Source organism: Pseudomonas sp. TH49 (genome assembly GCF_016650625.1).
In the GTDB taxonomy this organism is placed as follows: Bacteria; Pseudomonadota; Gammaproteobacteria; order Pseudomonadales; family Pseudomonadaceae; genus Aquipseudomonas; species Aquipseudomonas fluorescens_H.
The window spans coordinates 2,027,988-2,047,699 of the sequence record NZ_JAEKFL010000002.1 but is presented as its reverse complement, the minus strand read 5'-3'; the positions used below and the strand labels follow the sequence as shown (position 1 = coordinate 2,047,699).

Genomic DNA, 19,712 nt, shown 5'->3' with positions numbered 1-19,712 from the left:
TTTGGATGGCCGACAAGGAGCAGGTTCATGGGGGCAGTTACGTCAGGGCATTGGGTTGTACGGTGCGCGATGCTGGCACTGGTCATGCTCGGGGGCGGCAGTGCGCAGGCCGCCAGTTCGGTGTTGATCTGGCCGATCGATCCGGTGCTGGAAGCCGATCAACAGGCCAGTGCGTTGTGGCTGGAAAACCGTGGCACGGAAACCGCCAACCTGCAGATCCGTGTGTTCGGCTGGAGCCAGAGCGGCTTTGAGGAGCAATACCAGAACCAGCGCGACGTGATCGGCAGCCCACCGGTGGCGAAGATCGAACCGGGGCAGAAACAACTGGTGCGTCTGACCCGAACCAAGGATGTGCCACCGGGGCAGGAACTGGCCTACCGGATCATCATCGACGAAATCCCTTCCGCTCAGCCGCCGGCTGCCGAGGGCGGCAAAACGGCGGCGGCGATCCGCTTCCAGATGCGCTATTCGGTGCCGTTGTTTGCTTACGGCGCGGGGCTGTGGAGCAAGGAGGACAGCACGCGCCCGCGTGATCCCAAAGGTATCGGTGTGCCGCAGCTGAGCTGGCGCACGGTGGCGGTGGACGGTCGGCCGTACGTCGAGGTGCGCAACCAGGGCGCGGTACACGCGCGGCTGACCGACGTGGCAATCAAACAAGGTGGGCAAAGCAAGCCATTGGCCGAAGGCTTGCTGGGTTACGTGTTGCCGGGGGCGGTGATGCGCTGGCCGGCACCGGGGCCGTTGGCCAGTGAGTCGGCGTTGCAGGTGCGGGTCAATGGCGGGGCGCAGGTGCAGAGCATTGCGCCGGGACGCTGAAAAGAGAGCCATGCCGAGCGGACTTGTGTGGCGAGGGAGCTTGCTCCCGCTGGGTTGCGAAGCAGCCCCAAGTCAGGCGAGCGCGCAGCGTCAGTTAGTCCGCATAAACAGTTCTGACGACGGCTGCGCCGCCGAGCGGGAGCAAGCTCCCTCGCCACAATGATTGCATCGTGTCGTCAATAAACCAGAGAAAGATAACTGGCTCAGGCAAGAGTGGCATCAGGAGGATCAAGTCCATTGACGGACGTAAAGCGTGTATGAGCCCGGGATGGGCTCGTCGTATTCAGCGTCCGTTGTGGCTCATCGGCGGCGCCTGTTGCCTGATGTTCGTTCAACCATCCGGGGCCGGTGAATTGCCGCCGCCTCCCAGCGGCATGGAGGCCGTGAGTGATGCACAGCTGTTTCTGGAATTGGTGGTCAATCAGATGAATACCGGGCGGGTGGTGGCGGTGCAGCAGCGCGATGGGCGCCTGTTTCTGCCGACCAGTGCGCTGCAGGAAACCGGCATGAAGCTGCCGGACAATGTGGGGGCTGAAGTCGATCTCGACAGCCTGCCGGGCTTGCACAGTGATTACGACAGCGTCGGCCAGCGCCTGCTGCTCGATGTGCCGCCGCAGTGGCTGCCAGAGCAATTGATCGGCAATCGGCAGAACTACCCGCGCACCCCGGCGCTGAGCAGTTTTGGTGCGCTGCTCAACTATGACCTGTACCTCAATGACACCGACGATGGCGGCACCTATCTGGCGGCGTGGAACGAGGTACGGCTGTTCGACAGCTGGGGCACCTTGTCCAATACCGGGCAATACCGACGCACCTTGTCCGGCGATGCCGCCAGCACGCTGAACAACGGGTATCTGCGCTATGACAGCACCTGGCGCTATTCCGATGACGAACGCATGCTCACCTACGAGGCAGGTGACGTGATCAGTGGCGCCTTACCGTGGAGCAATTCGGTGCGTCTGGGTGGTGTGCAGTTTTCCCGGGATTTTGCCGTGCGCCCGGACCTGGTGACCTATCCGCTGCCGCAATTTGCCGGTGAAGCGGCGGTGCCATCCTCCGTGGACCTTTTCATCAACGGCTACAAGTCCAGCAGCACCGATCTGCAACCGGGGCCGTACACGTTGACCAACATTCCGTTCATCAACGGTGCCGGCGAAGCCGTGGTGGTGACCACCGACGCGCTGGGCCGGCAGGTCTCGACCACGGTGCCGTTCTACGTCACCAGCAGCCTGCTGCAAAAAGGCCTGAGCGATTTCTCGGTGGCCGCCGGTACCTTGCGCCGCGACTACGGCTTGAAAGATTTCAGCTACGGCACCGGGGTATCTTCCGGCAGTCTGCGATACGGTGTCAGTGACAGCTTCACCCTGGAAAGCCACGCCGAAGCGGCTGACTCGCTGACCCTTGGCGGGATTGGCGGCAACTTGCGCCTGGGCAATTTCGGTGTACTCAACAGCGCGGTCAGCCAAAGCCGCTTCGACGGCGACGGCGGCCAGCAATTGAGCCTCGGTTATCAGTACAGCAGCCAACGCTATAGCTTTACCTATCAACGCCTGCAACGTCGCGACCAATACGCCGACCTGAGCGTGATCGACAGCCCTTACATCAGCCTCAGTCGGCGCAGCGAGCAGGCGACCCTGAGTGTCAGTCTCGACCGCTGGGGCAGCCTCGGCGCCGGTTATTTCGATGTGCGCGCGGCGGACGATTCGCGCACGCGGTTGCTCAACCTGAGCTGGAGCAAAGCACTGTGGCGCAACAGCAGCGTCTATCTGTCGGCCAACCGCGAGATTGGCGACAGCAACTGGGCGGTGCAGGCGCAACTGGTGATTCCGTTCGATCTGCGCGGCAGCCTGGCGATCAGCAGCGAGCGCAGCAAGACCGGGCAGAGTCAGCAGCGGGTCAATTACAGCCGTTCGGTACCGACTGAGGGCGGAGTCGGCTTCAATCTGGGTTACGCCAAGGGTGACGGCCCGGATTATCGTCAGGCCGACGTGACCTGGCGTCTGCAATCGGTGCAATTGCAGGCCGGTGTCTATGGCACTTCGGAGGCTGAAACCCGCTGGGCCGACGCCAGTGGCTCGCTGGTGTGGATGGACCGGCAAGTGTTCGCCGCCAATCGCATCGATGACGCGTTTGTAGTGGTCAGCACCGACGGTTTCGCCGATATTCCGGTGCGCTACGAAAACCAGCAGGTCGGTCAGACCGATAAAAACGGTCACTTGCTGGTGCCGTGGAGTAGCGCCTACTACCGTGGCAAATACGAAATCGATCCGCTGAATTTGCCCGCCAACGTGCGCAGCCCCAACGTCGAACAGCGCATTGCCGTTCGCCGTGGCAGCGGCTATCTGCTGGAGTTTCCACTGACGCGGGTGGTTGCCGCGAGCATCGTGCTGGTGGATGCGCAGCAACGCGAACTGCCTTTGGGGGCGGGTGTGCTGCACGAACAGAGCGGTACGCGCACGGTGGTGGGCTGGGATGGTCTGGTCTATCTGGAAAACCTGCAGGCACAGAATTCGTTGCAGGTGACACTGGCCGACGGCAAGACCTGCAAGGCCCGATTCGACGTGGATACGCAGCAAAGCCAAGTGCCGCTGATCGGCCCGCTGGTGTGCCAATGATCGGTGCCCGAGTCTGCCTGTGTCTGGCGTTGCTGCTGCCGGGGGCGGCGCAGGCCCTGTGCTCGGTGGTCAGCACCACGCCGGCAGCGTTCGGTTCGATCAGCTCGATTGCCGTGCGCACCACGACGCAGCCCAGTTCCACGCTCAACGCCGGGTTGAGTTGTACCGGTTCGCTGCTGTCATTGCTGACCAGCAACGATCATTTCTACGCCACCATCACCTCGACCCAGAGCGGCTTGCTCGGGCCGACCGGCGACGTCATCGGCTACACGATCTACGCCAACAACAGCACCAGCTATCCGGTGACTCGCGGCACCGCCTATGACTTCGCGCGTAACGGCATCATCGATGCCTTGGGACTGCTCAACGGCACCACCCCGAAAACCGTGCCGCTGTATCTGGGCACGACCATTGGCAGCAACGTCGCCGCCGGGGTCTATACGGAAACCCTGAGCATTTTCTGGAACTGGAATTACTGCTCCGGGATCGGTATCGGCAGTGTTTGTCTGGGGCGCGACATCAATAGCGGTACCGCGACGTTGACCGTGAACCTGACCGTGTCCAACGACTGCACGATTACCGCGCCGAACATTGCCTTCGGCAGCGCACCGGTGATCAGCGCCTTTACCCCGGTGACCGGGCAGACGATCAATCTGGCCTGTACCAAGGGCAGTGCCTACACGGTCGGTTTGAGCGACGGGCAGAATCCGCTCAGTGTCGGCGGGCGACGACGGATGATTTCCGGGAGCAATTATCTGGCCTACGACATCTTCAAAAGCGCCGGCACCACTCGTTGGGGCAGTGTCGGCAGTGCGCGCCGCTCCAGTACCGATGCCGAGGTCAATCCGGGGAATGGCTTGGGCACGGGAAGTCAGATCTTCAATTACAACGCCAAGATCTACACCGACCAGACCACGCCGCCGGCGGGGACGTATCTGGACAATGTGGTGCTCGACGTTGGTTTCTGAATCATACGATGACCCCCTGTGGGAGCGGGCTTGCTCGCGAAAGCGGCAGATCAGTCGACAACATTGTTGAATGACACACCGCTTTCGCGAGCAAGCCCGCTCCCACAGGGGTATGCAGCAGATTCAGAAGGGTTGTGATTGCTTGAGCACCTGCGCCGCCGGCGAGTCCGTCGGGCTGACCAGGGCATAGTTGTATCCGCCACCGGACCAGTAATCGGCCTGCAGATCGCCGTCGCTGCGGCTGCCGCGTGGCAGGAAGGTGTTTTCAGGTCCCGGTGGTCGCACGTAGAAACTGATCTTGTGGCCGCTGCGATCCTCATACACCACCATCGCCGCCGGGCCTTCATCGGTGCTGAGCAGACGACCGCTGACCGGCTCGAAGCCGGCGGATTTCAGATCCGGCAAGCGACTGGCCCGGGTGAAATAGCGGTCGAGCCAATGCTGCATGTCGCCGTCACTGGCAACCTTGAAGTCCGCTGGCAGAATTCCCTGCTGGGCAACCAATCGATAGGCCTGCAAGGCATCGGTCATCGGTAGCGTGGAAGAGCGTACGAGGGTCATTTCCCGCGCCTGCCAGCCACTGAAACCGCCGATGCCGACCGCGATCAGCAACACCGCCGCGCTGGCCAGATGACGTCGCGACTGACGCTTGAGACGCTGGCGGATCAGCGCCGGTTCAAGCGCCGGATTGGCCGGTTGCTGCAATGCACCACCGAGTGCCGCGCGCAGTAGCTGGGCGTCGTGCTGCCAGGCGCGAACCTGCGCAGCCTCTTCCGGATGATTGACCAGCCAGGCGTCGAGTACCCGTCGGTCGGCCTCGTTGAGTTGATGGTCGACGTAAGCGTGCAGGTCACGCTCACTGGGAGGCATGCTGATCATTTGAGTATCCGCAAAGAAGGGCTGCTGATTTCGCCGTCGCTGAGCTGGCGCAGGGCCTGGCGGGCGCGGGACAGGCGCGACATCACGGTGCCGGTGGGGACGTTAAGGATTTCGGCGACTTCCTTGTAGCTCAGGCCTTCGACCGAGACCATCAGCAACAAAGCGCGTTGCTCGGTGGGCAGATGATCGAAGGCTCGCAAGGTGGATTGGGCGATGACTGTGCGTTCGGTGGAGGGCTCGGCGTCGTCGCGACCAGTGAAGAATTCGAGCATTCGCGCATAACGGCGTGAGCGCCGATGGGCGTCGAGAAACTGCCGATAGAGGATCGCGAACAGCCATGCGCGCACGTCACCCTCGGCGCGTTTTGCGCCCCAGCCGGACAGGGCCCGCTCGAGGCTGGCCTGTACCAGATCGTCGGCGCTGCTGCTGTTGCGGGTCAGTGACACGGCAAAGCGGCGCAATCTGGGAATGATTTCTCTCAACTGTTCGTCGAATTCGCTCATGAATTTCTGCTAGTCACTACGCTGTGGACTAGGGAGACGTCTGCCGTTCGAGGTTATTCCACGTTCGGAAAAATAAATACCGGGCCATGGAATAAATCCCGATGGGGTGCGTCTTGCTGATTCTTCCTACTTGTGGCCGATGGCCCTGGAGTTATTCATGGTTGATCGCACTTCACCGCCGGGCAGGCCGCCGCGCCCGCCCTTGAGTGCCGCGAGCACAGTGTTGCGCCTGACGGCGATTGCCGTGGTCGTTGCCGCTGTCGCCGGGGCGTTTGCCTACGTGCACGGTAATCTTGACCCACAACGTCTGACGCCCAAGGCGCTGGTTGATGTGCTGGAGAAAAACAACGGTGTGCATCCCGGGTTTCGGCGCAACCACGCCAAGGGCGTGTGCGTGATCGGGCATTTCGAAAGCAGTGGTGAGGCGCGGACGCTTTCTGCCGCGCAGGTGTTCAACGAGGCGCAGACTCCGGTAGTCGGGCGCTTCGCCTTGCCGGCGGGGAATCCCTACGCCCCGGACAGCAGCGTGCCGATCCGCAGTCTGGCGCTGCGTTTCACTCAAGCCAATGGTCAGCAATGGCGCACCGGGATGAACAGCATGCCGGTGTTCCCGGTCGGCACTCCCGAGGCGTTCTACCAGTTGCAGCAGGCACAGTCGCCGGATCCGGCCACAGGTAAACCGGACCCGTCGAAAGTGCCGGCATTCTTCGCCGCCCACCCGGAAGCCGTGCCGTTTCTGACGTGGGTGAAGACCGCCAAACCGTCGGCCAGCTATGCCACTGAAACCTACAACAGTGTGAATGCGTTCTATCTGGTCAACGCCAGCGGGCAGAAGCAGGCGGTGCGTTGGAGTGTCACGCCACTGGCGCGTGATGCCGCTGGCGCAGCGGCGCCGGAGGGTGCGGATTTTCTCGAGAAGGATCTGGTGCAACGTCTGGCCGAAGGGCCGTTGCGCTGGCAGTTGAATATCACCCTGGCCAACCCCGGTGATCCGGTGAACGATGCCAGCAAAGCCTGGCCCGAGGGCCGCAAGGTGATCAACGCCGGCACGCTGGTGCTGGAGAAGACTCAGCCGCAGCTCAGCGGCGAATGTCGCGACATCAACTACGATCCGCTGGTACTGCCGGCTGGTATCGAAGGCTCCGACGACCCGCTGCTCGCCGCGCGTTCCGCCGGTTACGCCGATTCCTATCTGCGGCGAACCAGCGAAGTCAGCCAATTGCCCGCCGCCCGTCAGGAGGCTCGCCCATGAGCACGCAACCGACTCATTTCGCGCTGTTGGCGCGGCTGCTGCACTGGCTGATGGCGCTGATGATCATCGCCATGTTGTTCATTGGCGCCGGCATGGTCACTTCGGTTTCACAGCGGCATGAATGGCTGATTCATCTGCATAAACCGCTGGGGATCGCGATTCTGCTGCTGGTGGTTGTGCGCCTGTTGGTACGGTTTTCTACCCGACAGCCGCCGCTGCCGGCCGATCTGCCAGGCTGGCAGGTGATGGCGGCCAAGGCTTCGCATGTGTTGCTGTACGCGTTGATGCTGGTGCTGCCGGTGCTCGGTTGGGCGATGATCAGTGCGTCGGGTGAGCCGGTGATGCTCAGCAATACCCTGCAATTGCCGTCGATCCTGCCGGCCGATGCGCAAGTGTTTGCCCTGCTGCGCAAGACACATGGCTATCTGGCGTACCTGTTGTTCCTGACGGTGCTGTTGCACCTGGCGGCGGCGCTGTTCCATGGTTGGGTGCGCCGCGACGAGGTGCTCGACAGCATGTTGCGCGGTCGCGATCGCGATTAACCCGCTTGTGTGGCGCACCGCTGGGGTGCGCCACTTCTCAGGGTCAGCCACCAATAACCCAGCGCCACTGCATTGATAGCGGCGCCAAGCAGACACACGCCGGTCCAGCCAGCCCAGGCGTACATCGCCGTCGAGGTAATCGAACCCAGTGCGCTGCCGATCGAATAGAACAGCATGTAGCCGGCGGTGAGGCGGCTTTGCGCTTCGGGACGCACGCTGTAGATCATGCTCTGGCTGGTGACATGCACGGCCTGCAAGCCCAGATCGAGGGTGATCACCCCCAGCAACAGCGCCCACAACGAGGACTGGGTGAGGGCGATCGGCAGCCACGAAGCGAGCATCAGCAGCAGCGACAGACCACTGACCCATTGGCCGAGGCCGCGATCAGCCAGATGTCCGGCACGCGCGGCGGCGAGTGCACCGGCGGCGCCGGCCAAGCCGAACAGGCCGATTTCACTGTGCGACAACGACAGCGGCGGGGCAGCCAGCGGCAGTACCATCGGCGTCCACAGGACCATGGCGCTGGCGAAGGTCAGCAACGCGAGGATTGCCCGTTGGCGCAGCACCGGCTCTTGCCGGAACAGGCTGAACACCGAAGCGATCAGCGCGCCGTAACGGCTCGCGGGCTGCGCGGCTTCATCCTTGGGCAATACGCGCAACAGCAGCAGCGCCATGAGCAGCGTCAGACCCGCAGACAGCAGATAGATCGCGCGCCAACCCGCCAGATCAGCCATGGCCCCGGCAATCGTGCGAGCAAGCAGAATGCCGACGACGATGCCGCTGGTGACCACGCCGACCACGCGACCGCGCTGCGCCGGGATCGCCAGTGTCGCGGCGTACGCCACCAGCACTTGCGTCACCACCGCGAGCAAGCCGGTCAGGGTCATGCCGAGCAACAACCACACGCTGCTGGGCGCCAGCGCGATCATCAACAGCGCGGCGGCCGAGAGCAGGGTCTGGGTGACGATCAGCCGGCGTCGGTTGAGCAGGTCGCCGAGTGGCACCAGCAACACCAGACCGATGCCATAGCCGATCTGCGTCAGAGTGATGACGATGCCGATGGTGGCTGGCGACATGGCGAAGGCTTCGGCCATGGCGTCCAGCAGCGGCTGCGCGTAATACACGTTGCCTACGGCCAATCCACAGGCGATGGCGAACAGCAGCACCACGCTGCTTTTGAGAGGTTGAGATTGCATGCCCTGATTCCTTTTTGGGTTTCAAATTAAAACCAGAATCACGGTAAGCATTCTGGTTTTAATTTGCAACCTTGTTGGTCGTGGCGGTTGATCGCGCAAAAAAAAGATCGCAGACACAGCTGCGATCTTTGGTTGGAGCGGGGGAGGGATCAGCGCAGGGTATCGACCATGTCGGCGATGGTGGTCAGCACGTCCTTGCCCAACTGTTTCGAGCGCTTGCCGGACCAGCCCGTTTCTTTGTTCGGATGGTCATCGTGATCCTTGAACGGCATTTCCAGGGTCAGCGACAGGCAGTCGTATTTCTGGCCGACAGCGTTGCAGGCCAGGGTCATGTTGGCCTGGCCCGGTTCGTCGCGGGTGTAGCCGTACTTGGTCTGGAAATCTTTGGTGGTGTGTTTGAGGTGGGTGCGGAAATGCTCTTCGAGCTTCTCGATGCGCGGCGTGTACCCCGGGTTGCCTTCGCAACCGGCGGTGAACACGTGGGGGATTTCCTCATCACCGTGTACGTCGAGGAACAGATCGACGCCGTACTTTTCCATTTGCTGCTGTACGAAAAGTACTTCGGGGCTGACGTCCTGACTGGCGCTCTGCCAGGCACGGTTCAAGTCCTGGCCCATGGCGTTGGTGCGCAGGTGACCGTGGAAGGCGCCGTCCGGGTTCATGTTCGGCACCAGATACAGATCGGCACTGGCGAGCAGCGTGTTCAGCACGGGATCGTCGTGGCGTTCCAGGCGCTCGATCACGCCTTCCATGAACCATTCGGCCATGTGCTCGCCCGGGTGCTGTTGCGCGATGATCCAGACTTTGCGCTGACCTTCGGCACCGCTGCCCTTGCGCAACAGTTGAATATCACGACCCTCGACGCTCTTGCCGGTGGCCAGCAGTTCGGTGCCGGCCTTGGTCAGCGCCTGCTCGATCAGCCAGTCGTGACGACCGCGGCTGTAGGGTTCGAAGTAGGCGAACCAGGCATGGGTTTGCTCGGCTTCGAGGCAAAAGCGCAGGCTGTCGCCTTCAAAACTGGTGGGAATGCGGAACCAGTTGACGTGATCGTAGGAAGCGACGGCCTGATAGCCGGTCCAGGCTTTGTTGTAAGAGGATTGGCTGGCGTTGACCAGGCGAAACCAGTGTTCCTGATGAACATGCAGGCCGCTGGCCTTGAAGTGGAACCACTGAAAATGCGCGCTGCGGGTATCGGGGCGAATGGCCAGAACCGGGTTGAGCGGATTGGAGATGTCGATGACTTGGATGTTGCCGCTGTCGAAATTGGCGCTGATGTCGAACGAAGATTTGGCCACGGTCATATCGATTCCTGAATATGATTTTTATGGCGGCTACTTTACACGCAAGACTGGAGGGAAACCGAGGGAAATTGCGGCTTGCGGTGGGGGGCGTCTTCCATGACGCGCAAGCAGCTTAGAGACTGTGCAATTGATTCTCAAGTGCTAATTGTCATTGGTTTGCCCCAATCTGGCCGGGCTGAGCTTGCCAAGCGATATTCTTTTGATATTATCCGCGCCATCGAATTTGCAGCATCCAAAGACTTCATTAGCCTGAAGCCATAAGCCCGAAAAACGGGCAAAAAAAAGACCCGGCAAAAAGCCGGGTCAAAAACCGTGATTAGCCTGATGAGGAGATAGTTCAGAGACCGACCTAAGGTCTCTGTTCCATCGACTGATCTCGCGACCAGCTGCTTGCAATAATAATAATAATCATTATCATTTGCAAGTCAAATGTTTTTATCTGCGCGATTGGAAAATTCTTTCCTGTCCGTCCTATTTCCGTGTTCGTCAGAGCTGCTCGCCATCAATTGAATGGTCGACCATCGCTCGTGCCATATCCACCATATGTACCACCGAAAATGCCAGGTCACGGCTTGCGCCTTGCAGGTTTTCGGCTGCCTTGAAGGCGGTGGCGGCTGCGCAGCGCAGCAGATCCGAGGCGTGCACCAGAGCCTCTTCGCCACTGAGGTGGCGTTTCACATCGAAAAAACGCTCGTCGACTTCGGGTTCTGACACAGCTGGTTTCAAGTAATAGTCCAGTGCTCGCTGCGCTGCTGCGTTGCCCTGAGGGGAGGTGAACGTGGTGTCCATTTGCAGGTCGGGCAAGTCTTTACTGCTGATATTCATGGTGAAGGGTCACTCCTTGTTCGATTGAAAGTCCGTGCTTTCAGCATAGTACGATGCGTAGTTGTGACCAGAATTTAAATACTACAATATGTGTTTTGCCGGCCGAAGGCGGGCCGAGTAAGGTGCCGCACATGGATAAATGGATTGAGTTGGTCAAGGCCAAGATGAGTGAACTCAAAATCACTCAAACAGAGCTCGGAGAGCGCGTCGGCATGTCCCAGGGCGGGATCGGCCATTGGCTGAACAAACGTCGCGAGCCGGGCATTACGGAAATGAACCGCGTGTTGCAGGCGCTGGGCATGGACTTCCTGGAAGTGGTGCTGGTGATTCGCGAACCGCAGGAAGTCGACGATGACGAGATGCCACTGGCGCAGAAGTACAACCCGTATTTCCGCTATCCGGTCAGCGACTGGCACACCCCGTGCGAAGTGCGTGAAGGTGCATCCACGACTTACGCCGCGACGCCTGACAAGCAGCGTTTCGAACTGACGGATTATCACGCCCGTGGCGCGGCGTTCTGGCTGACAGTGACGGGAAACTCGATGACCGCACCTTCGGGCCAGAGCATCGCCGAAGGCATGCTGATCCTGGTCGATCCGGAAGTGGAAGCGGTGCCCGGCAAACTGGTAATTGCCCAGTGGCAAGGTTGCGATGAGGCGATCTTTCGCAAACTGGACGAAGAGGGCGGCCAGCGTTACCTGGTACCGCTCAATCCGACCTGGCCCAAAGCCCTGTTGACCGACGAGTGTCGAATCATCGGCGTGGTGGTTCAGGCTACGGCGCGTTTCTAGTCAGATCGATCCTCGTTTTGCGTAGGATCGATCTCCCATTTACACGGCTTCCAGTTCAACCAAAGCGCTGCCTTCGCCGACCATTTCGCCTTCCTGGCAATACAGCGCTTTGATCACTCCCGCATGGGGCGCGCGGATGCTGTGCTCCATCTTCATCGCTTCCAGCACCACCAGTTGCGCACCGGCTTCGACCGACTGCCCGGCCTCCACCAATACCCGCACGATGCTGCCGTTCATTGGCGCGGTCAGACCGCCCTGATGGCTGTGGCTGGCGTCGACGGCGCTGATCGGGTCATACGCCTGAATGCGCCGCAACTCGCCGTCCCATTGCAGGTACAGCGAATCGCCCTGACGAATTGCCCGCAGGACACGGCGTACGCCGTCGTGCTCGACCACCAGTGCTTCACCGGACAGTGTGGCGTTGCCTGAGCTATTCAGCGTCAGCGCCCGATCCTGGCCCTCGCAGCTCAAATGCAAAGTGACTTCTGCCGGCAGACCGGCGCGCAAACCACTGTTCAACGCCCACGGCGACCCCGGATCATCCGCCCGAACAGTACCCGGCAAACTCTGCGCGAAAGCCTGCGCTGCCGTATTCCAGAACCCATCACTCAGTTCACCCGCAGCCGGCAGCAGCGTTTCCTGATAACGCGGAATAAACCCGGTGTCCAACTCCGCAGCGGCAAATGCCGGATGCGCAATGATCCGCCGCAGGAAGTTGATGTTGGTCTTCAAACCGCCAATCGCGAACTCATCGAGCATGCTCAACAGGCGCAGCCGCGCCTGCTCGCGATCCTCGCCCCAGGCAATCAGCTTGCCGAGCATCGGGTCGTAGAATGGCGAAATGTCGTCACCTTCTTCAACCCCGCTATCAACCCGCCGCCCCGGCCCTGCGGCCGATTCGCGGTAAAGCTCCAGACGCCCGGTGGCGGGCAGGAAATCATTCGACGGATCCTCTGCATACAGCCGCACTTCAATCGCATGGCCATTGAGCGGCACCTGATCCTGCGTGATCGGCAACGCTTCACCACGCGCCACACGAATCTGCCACGCCACCAGATCGAGGCCAGTGATCGCTTCGGTGACCGGGTGCTCGACCTGCAGGCGCGTGTTCATCTCCATGAAGAAGAATTCGCCACGTGCATCCAGGAGGAACTCCACGGTCCCCGCGCCGACATAACCGATTGCCTGCGCCGAACGCACGGCCGCTTCGCCCATGGCCCGGCGCAGTTCCGGGGGCAGGCCCGGGGCCGGGGCTTCTTCGACGACTTTCTGGTGCCGGCGCTGGATCGAGCAATCACGCTCGTTGAGGTACAGGCAGTTGCCGTGCTGGTCAGCGAACACCTGGATTTCCACGTGACGCGGCTTGAGCAGGTATTTCTCCACCAGCATCCGCGAATCGCCGAACGACGACTGCGCTTCACGCTGTGCCGAGGCCAGGGCTTCGGCCAGTTGGCTGACGTCCTCGACGACTTTCATGCCTTTACCGCCGCCACCGGCCGTGGCCTTGAGCAGCACCGGATAGCCGATGCGTGCGCAGGCCTCGCGGAAGGTTTCGAGATCCTGCGCCTCGCCGTGATAGCCCGGCACCAGCGGCACGCCGGCGGTTTCCATCAGCGCTTTGGCCGCGGATTTACTGCCCATCGCGTCGATGGCCGAGGCGGGCGGGCCGAGGAAAATCAGTCCGGCCTGTTCAATGGCACGGGCGAAGCCGGCGTTCTCCGACAGAAAGCCGTAACCCGGGTGAATCGCCTGCGCGCCGCTGGCCTTGGCCGCCGCGATCAGTTTGTCGATTTGCAGGTAGCTGTCGGCGGCTTTGCTGCCGCCGAGATCAACGCGGATATCCGCTTCGCGGCTGTGCCGCGCTTCGCGGTCGGTGGCGCTGTGCACGGCGACGGTGGTCAGGCCCAGCGCCTTGGCGGTACGCATGACCCGGCAAGCGATTTCGCCGCGGTTGGCCACCAGCAGGGTGGTGAGAACAGGTGCGCTCATCAACGCGGCTCCTTGGTGGTGGTTGCGGCTTGCCAGCTCGGCGCACGTTTTTGCAGAAAGGCGCGCAGGCCTTCCTGGCCTTCGGGGCTGACGCGGATGCGCGCGATGGCGTTTTCGGTGTAACGGCGCAGGGCCGGGGTCAGCGCGCCGTTGCCGACTTCGCGCAGCAGATCTTTACTGGCGCGCATCGCGGCGGGGCTGTTGAGCAGCAGGTTGTCGATCCATTGTTCGACGGCTTGATCAAGCTCGGCGGCCGGGTAGCTTTCGGACAACAAACCGATTTCCCGCGCCCGCTGCCCACCGAAGCGCTCGGCAGTCAGCGCATAACGACGCGCCGCACGTTCGCCGATGGCCTGCACCACGAACGGACTGATCACCGCCGGCGCCAGACCAATGCGCACTTCCGACAGACAGAATTGCGCATCGTCGGCGCCGATTGCCATGTCGCAGCAACTGATCAGCCCCAGCGCACCGCCGAACGCCGCACCCTGCACCACGGCCAGGGTCGGGATTTTCAGCTTGGCGAGGTTGTACATCAGCTCCGCCAGTTCGCGGGCGTCGTCCAGATTGGTGTGGTAATCGAGTTCAGCCGATTGCTGCATCCACGCCAGATCGGCGCCGGCGCTGAAGTGCCGGCCACGCCCGCGCAGCAGAAGGAAACGCAGGCTGGCGTCGCTGGCAACCTTGTCCAGTGCGAGGATCAGTTCGCGGATCATTTCGGCGTTGAACGCGTTGTTCTTTTCCGCACGATTGAGCCACAGGGTGGCGAAACCCCGAGGATCGTTGTGCAGTTCGAGGGTGTTGAAGTCGCTCATATTCTTCCGTCTCCACGGTTCTTGTGGGAGCGGGCTTGCTCGCGAAGACGGTCTGTCAGTTGCGGATACGTCGACTGATACACCGCTTTCGCGAGCAAGCCCGCTCCCACAAAAAAGCATCACATCCGGAACACGCCGAAGCGGCTCGGTTCGATAGGTGCGTTCAACGACGCGGACAAAGCCAGGCCCAGCACGTCGCGGGTCTGCGCCGGGTCGATGACGCCGTCGTCCCACAGCCGTGCGCTGGAGTAGTAGGGGTGACCCTGCTCTTCGTACTGATCGAGGATCGGTTGCTTGATCTCGGCTTCCTGCGCGGCGCTGAAGGTCTGGCCGCTGCGTTCGGCCTGCTCGCGCTTGACCTGCACCAACACGCCCGCGGCCTGCTCGGCGCCCATTACGCCGATGCGCGCATTCGGCCACATCCACAGGAAACGCGGATCGTAAGCGCGGCCGCACATGCCGTAGTTACCGGCGCCGAAGCTACCGCCGATGATCACGGTGAATTTCGGCACTTTGGCGCAGGCCACGGCGGTCACCAGTTTTGCGCCGTGCTTGGCGATGCCGCCGGCCTCGTATTTCTGGCCGACCATGAACCCGGTGATGTTCTGCAGGAACAGCAGCGGAATGCCACGCTGGCAGGCCAGTTCGATAAAGTGCGCGCCTTTCTGCGCGGCTTCGGCGAAGAGGATGCCGTTGTTGGCGAGGATCGCGATCGGGTAGCCATGCAAGTGCGCAAAACCGCAGACCAGCGTGGTGCCGAACAGCGCCTTGAATTCATCGAACACCGAACCGTCGACCAGTCGTGCAATCACTTCGCGCACATCGAACGGTTGCTTGGCATCGGCCGAAACCACACCGTACAACTCGTCGCTGGCGTACAGCGGCGCAATCGGCGTGCGCTGCTGCAGCTCGCCGAGCTTGCGCCAGTTGAGGTTGGCGACGCTGCGGCGGGCGAGGGCGAGGGCGTGCTCGTCGCTCTCGGCGTAATGGTCGGCGACCCCGGAAATCTTGCAGTGCACGTCGGCACCGCCAAGATCTTCCGCGCTGACCACTTCACCGGTCGCGGCTTTCACCAGCGGTGGGCCGGCGAGGAAAATCGTCGCCTGATTGCGCACCATGATCGCTTCGTCAGCCATCGCCGGTACATACGCGCCGCCAGCGGTGCAGGAGCCCATGACCACGGCGATCTGCGGAATGCCCATGGCGCTCATGTTGGCCTGGTTGAAGAAGATCCGGCCAAAGTGCTCGCGATCCGGGAACACCTCGTCCTGACGCGGCAGGTTGGCGCCGCCCGAGTCCACCAGATAGATGCACGGCAGGCGGTTCTGCTGGGCGATGGTCTGCGCGCGCAGGTGTTTTTTCACGGTCAGCGGGTAGTACGAGCCACCTTTCACTGTCGCGTCGTTGGCGACGATCATGCACTCGACACCTTCGACCCGGCCGATCCCGGCAATCACGCCCGCGGCGGGAACGTCTTCGCCATACACCGCGTGCGCGGCGAGCTGGCTGATCTCGAGAAACGGCGAGCCCGGATCGAGCAGGCGGTTGATGCGTTCGCGCGGGAGCAACTTGCCCCGCGAGGTGTGACGTTCCTGGGCTTTCGCGCCGCCGCCCTGCGCCACTTGGGCGAGCAGGGTGTGCAGCGCGTCGACCTGTTCAAGCATCGCCGCGCTGTTGGCGGCGAACTCCGCTGAACGGGGATTGAGCTGGGTATGCAGGATAGCCATGTGCAGCTCCGTTTTAGCGGGTTTCGTTGAACAGTTCGCGGCCGATCAGCATGCGCCGGATCTCACTGGTGCCCGCGCCGATTTCGTACAGCTTGGCGTCACGCAGCAGACGCCCGGCGGGGAATTCGTTGATGTAGCCGTTACCGCCGAGAATCTGGATCGCGTCGAGGGCCATTTGTGTGGCGCGCTCGGCGGTGTAGAGGATCACCCCGGCGGCGTCCTTGCGCGTGGTTTCGCCCCGCTCGCAGGCCTGAGCGACTGCATACAGGTAGGCGCGGCTGGCGTTGAGCTGGGTGTACATGTCGGCAACCTTGCCCTGGATCAGCTGGAATTCGCCGATGCTCTGGCCGAACTGCTTGCGGTCGTGGATGTACGGCACGATCAGGTCCATGCACGACTGCATGATCCCGGTCGGGCCGCCGGAGAGCACGACGCGCTCGTAGTCGAGGCCGCTCATCAACACCTTCACGCCGCCGTTGAGCACGCCGAGGATGTTTTCTTCCGGCACTTCGACGTCATCGAAGAACAGCTCGCAAGTGTTGGAGCCGCGCATGCCGAGCTTGTCGAACTTGTTGCTGCGGCTGAAGCCTTTCCAGTCGCGCTCGACGATGAACGCGGTGATGCCGTGCGGGCCTTTTTCCAGGTCGGTCTTGGCGTAGATCACGTAGGTGTTGGCGTCAGGGCCGTTGGTGATCCAGGTCTTGCTGCCGTTGAGCACGAAGCGGTCGCCGCGTTTGTCGGCGCGCAATTTCATCGAGACCACGTCGGAACCGGCGTTTGGCTCGCTCATGGCGAGGGCGCCGACGTGTTCGCCGCTGATCAGCTTCGGCAGGTATTGGCTTTTCTGTTCGTGGTTGCCGTTGCGGTTGATCTGGTTGACGCAGAGGTTGGAGTGCGCGCCGTAGGACAGCGCCACCGAGGCCGAGCCACGGCTGATTTCTTCCATCGCCACCACATGCGCCAGGTAACCCAGACCCGCACCGCCGTACTCTTCCGGCACGGTGATACCCAGCAGGCCCATGTCACCGAATTTGCGCCACATGTCGGCGGGGAACAGGTTGTCGCGGTCGATCTGCGCAGCGCGTGGGGCGATCTGATCGGCGACGAAGGACTGAACCTGATCGCGCAGCATGTCGATGGTTTCACCGAGGGCGAAGTTCAGGGATGGGTAGCTCATGGGTCACCTTTTGGCTTTTTTGTAGGGTGGGGAGGGCGGTCAATGGCTCTCACCTTTACGTTAACGTAAGCCTGTGGTGAATGGCTGTCAATCACCCTTTACGTTAACGTCAACTTGAGCGAGAGTAGGGGCAGTTCAAGATTGAAAGCGGACAGACTTGTTGAAGTGAGCTCCGGTAAACCCACTAATAAAGACAATAGGGGTCGTCATGGATCAACCCAGTGCAAACCCGCAGCGCAGCTACACCCGTGGTTCCCAGGACAAAGCCTTGCTGGCGATGACCATCGGGCAGAAGTTCGACCAGACTGTCGCGCAACACCCCCACGGCGAGGCGCTGGTGGTGCGTCATCAGCAGTTGCGCTACTCCTGGCAGCAACTGGCCGATAGCGTCGATCTGCACGCCAGAGCGTTGCTGGCGCTGGGTTTGCAGGCGGGGGATCGGCTCGGTATCTGGGCGCCGAACTGTGCGCAGTGGTGCATCACGCAAATCGCCACGGCGAAGATCGGCGTGATTCTGGTCAACATCAATCCGGCCTACCGCAGCTCCGAACTGGAATACGTGCTCAAGCAGTCCGGTTGCCAGTGGCTGGTCTGCGCCGGCGCGTTCAAATCCTCCAACTACCACGCCATGCTGCAAGGGCAGGTGCCGGAACTGGCAGAGCAATCCATCGGCCAGTTGCGCAGCGAGCGTCTGCCGGATTTGCGCGGGGTGATCAGCCTCGATGCGCAGCCTCCATCAGGCTTCCTGCCGTGGTCGCAACTGGCCGATCTGGCGAGCAGTGTTTCGCCCGAACAGTTGCGTGAGCGCAGCGACAGCCTGCACTTCGATCAGCCGGTGAACATCCAGTACACCTCCGGCACCACCGGTTTCCCCAAGGGCGCGACCCTCAGTCACTACAACATCCTCAACAACGGTTACATGGTCGGTGAAAGCATCGGCCTGACCCCGAGCGACCGCCTGGTGATCCCGGTGCCGCTCTACCACTGCTTCGGCATGGTCATGGGCAACCTCGGCTGTATCACCCACGCCAGCACCATGATTTATCCCAACGACGCGTTCGACCCGTTACTGACCCTGCAAACCGTCGCCGAAGAACAAGCCACCGGCCTGTACGGCGTGCCGACCATGTTCATCGCCATGCTTGATCAACCGCTGCGTGGCGAATTCGATCTGTCGAGTCTGCGCACCGGGATCATGGCTGGCGCGACTTGCCCGATCGAAGTCATGCGTCGGGTTATCAGCGAGATGCACATGAGCGAAGTGCAGATCGCCTACGGCATGACCGAAACCAGCCCGGTGTCGCTGCAAACCGGGCCAAACGATGAACTGGAATTGCGCGTGACTACTGTCGGTCGCACCCAGCCACAACTGGAAAGCAAGATCATCGACGAGGCCGGCAACCTGGTGCCGCGCGGCACCATCGGTGAACTCTGCACCCGCGGTTACAGCGTGATGCTCGGCTACTGGAACAACTCGCAAGCCACGGCCGAAGCCATTGATGAGGCAGGCTGGATGCACACTGGCGATCTGGCGAGCATGAACGATGAGGGTTACGTGAACATCGCCGGGCGCAACAAGGACATGATCATCCGGGGTGGCGAGAACATTTACCCGCGTGAGCTGGAGGAGTTTTTCTTCACCCACCCGGCGGTGGCGGATGTGCAGGTGATCGGCATTCCGTGCTCGCGTTACGGTGAGGAAATTGTCGCCTGGATCAAATTCCACCCCGGCCACAATGCTTCCGAACTGGAGTTGCAAGCCTGGTGCAAGGAGCGCATCGCGCACTTCAAGACGCCACGGCACTTCAAGTTCGTCGAAGAGTTTCCGATGACGGTGACGGGGAAGATCCAGAAATTCCGGATGCGTGAGATCAGTATCGAGGAGTTAAAAACAATCGAACGGTAACCACCACCCCTGTGGGAGCGGGCTTGCTCGCGAATGCGGAGTGTCAGGCGACAAATGTGTACCTGATACACCGCATTCGCGAGCAAGCCCGCTCCCACAATGGAGATAGAGTATTTTCAGGAATCACAGACAGCACAAAGGGGAGCCGAAGCTCCCCTTTAATTTTGTCGTCGCGTGCTCTTTCTTATTATTGAGGGGCGGTCTGTTGTTGTTTTTGGCAACCGTGGCCCTTTACCGCTGTTTTTGGCGACCCCCATCCGGGGTCAAGAGCAAACGTATTTTTTTGAGCGCTGATCTGCTTTCTCGTTAAACGATCCAACCGATTCGGGAGCTACCTGAAGGTAGTTTTATTGTTCTCTGCCCGGTTGCGGGTCACTCCTGAGAGCACCCTGAAAAGCACACCTTCTCCA

The 19,712-nt window shown here is 61.4% G+C and carries 17 protein-coding genes; 8 read left to right on the top strand and 9 right to left on the bottom strand.

The features are described 5' to 3' along the window. Positions 1-27 precede the first annotated feature (27 nt). The 3 genes from JFU48_RS26415 to JFU48_RS26405 all read left to right on the top strand — a co-directional run bounded on the left by JFU48_RS26415 (position 28) and on the right by JFU48_RS26405 (position 4,399). The gene (locus tag JFU48_RS26415; protein WP_103486222.1) at positions 28-816 is read left to right on the top strand and encodes a fimbrial biogenesis chaperone; all 789 of its coding nucleotides are present in this window, start codon (positions 28-30) and stop codon (positions 814-816) included. A gap of 257 nt (positions 817-1,073) precedes the next feature. Continuing rightward, positions 1,074-3,431, top strand: coding sequence for a fimbria/pilus outer membrane usher protein (locus JFU48_RS26410; protein ID WP_201138162.1), 2,358 nt, complete (start codon positions 1,074-1,076; stop codon positions 3,429-3,431). After that, positions 3,428-4,399 (top strand): Csu type fimbrial protein, encoded by a 972-nt coding sequence (locus tag JFU48_RS26405; protein WP_003223679.1) that lies wholly within the window; start codon positions 3,428-3,430, stop codon positions 4,397-4,399. The genes JFU48_RS26410 and JFU48_RS26405 overlap by 4 nt, the downstream gene beginning before the upstream one ends. 123 nt (positions 4,400-4,522) lie before the next feature. Here the strand turns inward: JFU48_RS26405 and JFU48_RS26400 are convergent, their stop codons facing one another. Next, the gene (locus JFU48_RS26400) at positions 4,523-5,278 is read right to left on the bottom strand and encodes an anti-sigma factor family protein (RefSeq protein WP_201138161.1); all 756 of its coding nucleotides are present in this window, start codon (positions 5,276-5,278) and stop codon (positions 4,523-4,525) included. After that, positions 5,275-5,781 carry an RNA polymerase sigma factor gene (locus JFU48_RS26395; RefSeq protein ID WP_003223683.1) on the bottom strand — a complete coding sequence of 169 codons (507 nt, stop codon included), beginning with the start codon at positions 5,779-5,781 and terminating at the stop codon, positions 5,275-5,277. Before JFU48_RS26395 ends, JFU48_RS26400 begins: the two co-directional genes overlap by 4 nt. Positions 5,782-5,938: 157 nt before the next feature. Here JFU48_RS26395 and JFU48_RS26390 point away from each other — a divergent pair, with 157 nt between their 5' ends. Further along, the gene (locus JFU48_RS26390) at positions 5,939-7,033 is read left to right on the top strand and encodes a catalase family peroxidase (protein ID WP_201138160.1); all 1,095 of its coding nucleotides are present in this window, start codon (positions 5,939-5,941) and stop codon (positions 7,031-7,033) included. Continuing rightward, positions 7,030-7,575 (top strand): cytochrome b, encoded by a 546-nt coding sequence (locus tag JFU48_RS26385; RefSeq protein ID WP_201138159.1) that lies wholly within the window; start codon positions 7,030-7,032, stop codon positions 7,573-7,575. The genes JFU48_RS26390 and JFU48_RS26385 overlap by 4 nt, the downstream gene beginning before the upstream one ends. On the opposite strand, the gene JFU48_RS26380 is transcribed toward JFU48_RS26385, so the two are convergent. Further along, positions 7,572-8,771 carry an MFS transporter gene (locus JFU48_RS26380; RefSeq protein ID WP_201138158.1) on the bottom strand — a complete coding sequence of 400 codons (1,200 nt, stop codon included), beginning with the start codon at positions 8,769-8,771 and terminating at the stop codon, positions 7,572-7,574. The genes JFU48_RS26385 and JFU48_RS26380 overlap by 4 nt on opposite strands. A 149-nt stretch (positions 8,772-8,920) precedes the next feature. After that, on the bottom strand, positions 8,921-10,072 hold the full coding sequence (locus tag JFU48_RS26375) for a M14 family metallopeptidase (protein WP_003223690.1): 1,152 nt from the start codon (positions 10,070-10,072) through the stop codon (positions 8,921-8,923). A gap of 96 nt (positions 10,073-10,168) precedes the next feature. Here JFU48_RS26375 and JFU48_RS26370 point away from each other — a divergent pair, with 96 nt between their 5' ends. Further along, positions 10,169-10,333 (top strand): hypothetical protein, encoded by a 165-nt coding sequence (locus tag JFU48_RS26370; protein ID WP_157160359.1) that lies wholly within the window; start codon positions 10,169-10,171, stop codon positions 10,331-10,333. Between the two features lie 225 nt (positions 10,334-10,558). Here JFU48_RS26370 and JFU48_RS26365 read toward each other — a convergent pair whose 3' ends face one another. Further along, a complete protein-coding gene (locus JFU48_RS26365) occupies positions 10,559-10,897 on the bottom strand; it encodes a DUF6124 family protein (protein WP_003223691.1) in 339 nt (112 codons plus the stop codon). Between the two features lie 131 nt (positions 10,898-11,028). On the opposite strand from JFU48_RS26365, the gene JFU48_RS26360 reads away from it, so the two are divergent. Next, a complete protein-coding gene (locus tag JFU48_RS26360) occupies positions 11,029-11,688 on the top strand; it encodes a LexA family protein (RefSeq protein WP_003223693.1) in 660 nt (219 codons plus the stop codon). Positions 11,689-11,727: 39 nt separating this feature from the next. On the opposite strand, the gene JFU48_RS26355 is transcribed toward JFU48_RS26360, so the two are convergent. The 4 genes from JFU48_RS26355 to JFU48_RS26340 form a co-directional block, all read right to left on the bottom strand. Then, positions 11,728-13,677 (bottom strand): acetyl/propionyl/methylcrotonyl-CoA carboxylase subunit alpha, encoded by a 1,950-nt coding sequence (locus JFU48_RS26355; RefSeq protein ID WP_201138157.1) that lies wholly within the window; start codon positions 13,675-13,677, stop codon positions 11,728-11,730. Beyond that, positions 13,677-14,492, bottom strand: a complete 816-nt coding sequence (locus JFU48_RS26350) for a gamma-carboxygeranoyl-CoA hydratase (protein ID WP_003223699.1) — start codon at positions 14,490-14,492, stop codon at positions 13,677-13,679. The genes JFU48_RS26355 and JFU48_RS26350 overlap by 1 nt, the downstream gene beginning before the upstream one ends. Positions 14,493-14,611: 119 nt before the next feature. Beyond that, the gene (locus JFU48_RS26345) at positions 14,612-16,219 is read right to left on the bottom strand and encodes a carboxyl transferase domain-containing protein (RefSeq protein ID WP_003223701.1); all 1,608 of its coding nucleotides are present in this window, start codon (positions 16,217-16,219) and stop codon (positions 14,612-14,614) included. 13 nt (positions 16,220-16,232) lie between these two features. Further along, entirely contained in the window at positions 16,233-17,396 is a 1,164-nt protein-coding gene (locus JFU48_RS26340; RefSeq protein WP_003223703.1) for an isovaleryl-CoA dehydrogenase, read from the bottom strand. Positions 17,397-17,604: 208 nt separating this feature from the next. On the opposite strand from JFU48_RS26340, the gene JFU48_RS26335 reads away from it, so the two are divergent. After that, on the top strand, positions 17,605-19,302 hold the full coding sequence (locus JFU48_RS26335; protein WP_201138156.1) for an AMP-binding protein: 1,698 nt from the start codon (positions 17,605-17,607) through the stop codon (positions 19,300-19,302). The last annotated feature ends 410 nt before the right edge of the window (positions 19,303-19,712 follow it).